The 1713-nt window shown below is 71.6% G+C and carries 1 protein-coding gene; it reads right to left on the minus strand.

Annotation, left to right across the window (positions count from 1 at the left end; translation table 11 throughout):
* Positions 1 to 70: 70 nt before the first annotated feature.
* The gene (locus tag AB0C29_RS47000; protein WP_360834689.1) at positions 71 to 1669 is read right to left on the minus strand and encodes an FAD-binding protein; all 1599 of its coding nucleotides are present in this window, start codon (positions 1667 to 1669) and stop codon (positions 71 to 73) included.
* Positions 1670 to 1713: the final 44 nt, after the last annotated feature.

The raw sequence follows: 1713 nt of genomic DNA on the forward strand, positions 1-1713 counted from the left end.
AACCCCGGCCCCCCGCGGCCCCCCGCCCGCGCCCGCCCCGCCCGGGTGGGGCCGGCCCGGCCCGCACCGATCAGCCGGGCAGCCGGACCGACAGGGCGTGCCGGAACCGGTCGGCGGGGTCCCAGCGGGCCTTGACCTGCTGCAACCGGCGATATCCGGATTTGTAGTAGAGGTCGTGCCAGGCGACGCCCGAGGGGTTGAGGGCGGGATCGGCCAGATCCACATCGGCGTAGTTGATGTAGGCGCCGTCGGTCTGGGCACCGGGGACCGGAACCCCGCCTGTGGCGGCAAACACATCTCGGTAGAGCTCACGAACCCAGGCGAGGTGCCGGGCATCGTCGGCGGGATCGGTCCACGAGGCCAGGAACTGAGGCTTGAGGATCGAGTCCCGCTGCGGCACGGCGGTCGCGTCGGAGGACACCGCGTTCACCGCCCCGCCGTAACTGGTGATCAGCATCAGGGCGCCCGGATGCTGGTAGTCGGTCCTGGTCAGGTGGTGGTGGATCGCGCCGATCTGGGCGTCGGTGAACGAGCGCCGCAGGTACGCCGACTTGATCTTGAACCGCCAGGTCGGGTTGCGGCCACCGGTGAATCCCGGCCACTCGAACGCGTGCAGCCAGGGCAGCCGGCGCCGCTCCAGCACGTACGGCGTCTGCCCGACACCGGCGGAGACGGCCGCCAGGAAGTCGTCCAGCAGCCGGTCGGCGCCACTGGTCGAGGCGTCGATCTGGGTCGTCAGGTTGAACTGCCCGGCCGCCCGGTGCTGGGGCTTGAGCTGGCTGAACAGCCCGGCGTAGGGCGAGTCCGGGGCGCTGTTGCGCTCCAGCCAGGTGCCGAAGTTGCGCACCAGCGCGGTGAATCCGTCCTGGGTCAGGCCGTTCCACGACCAGATCAGGTCGGCGACGATCACCTCGGACGGCGGCCGGGGCAGCACCAGCGACGGGTCCGTCGCGGTGACCCCGGGGGTACGGAACCAGTACCGGGTCACGACACCGAAGTTGCCGCCACCGCCACCGGTGTGCGCCCACCACAGGTCGCGCCGCGGATCGTCCGGCTCCCGGGTGGCCACCACCGCGCGGACGGCACCGGCGGCGTCCACGGTGACCACCTCCACCGCGTAAAGATGATCGACGGTGAGCCCGAAGCGCCGGGACAGCGGCCCGTATCCGCCGCCCGCGATGTGCCCGCCCACGCCGACGGACGGGCAGGAGCCGCCGGGCAGGCTCACCCCCCAGCCGCGGAACAGTGCTTTGTAGACCTGTTCGAGGTTCGCGCCGGCCTCCACCGCGAAGGCGTTGCGCGCCGTGTCGAAGGTGACCGCCGACATCAGCGACAGGTCGATGACGATACGGATCTCCGGGTTGGCCACGAAGTTCTCGTAGCAGTGTCCCCCGCTGCGGACCGCGAAGCGCCGGCCCGAAGCGACCGCCTCCTGCACCGCAGCGACCACCTGCTGCGTCGAGGTGACCAGGCGGACGTACTCCGGGTTGCCGGCGAACCGCAGGTTCGTCCCGCGACTGAGATCCGGATACCGCACGTCACCCGCGCGCACCGTCACGGCCGGGACCTTGGCCTCCGCGGCGCGCGCCGGCGTCGACGGGCTGACGGCCACCGCGGTACCGGCCAGTCCCGCGGCACCCAGCAGCCGACGTCTTGATACTCCCCGCATTCTTTTTCCTCCCCCGTACTGATGCGTTCACAGGCCGCCGCGCC

Source organism: Actinoplanes sp. NPDC048791 (genome assembly GCF_040650095.1).
Classification (GTDB): domain Bacteria; phylum Actinomycetota; class Actinomycetes; order Mycobacteriales; family Micromonosporaceae; genus Actinoplanes.

Excerpts from the sequence above, each read along its gene's own strand:
- AB0C29_RS47000 (WP_360834689.1), bottom strand. The coding sequence starts at position 1,669 with ATGCGGGGAGTATCAAGACGTCGGCTGCTGGGTGCCGCGGGACTGGCC.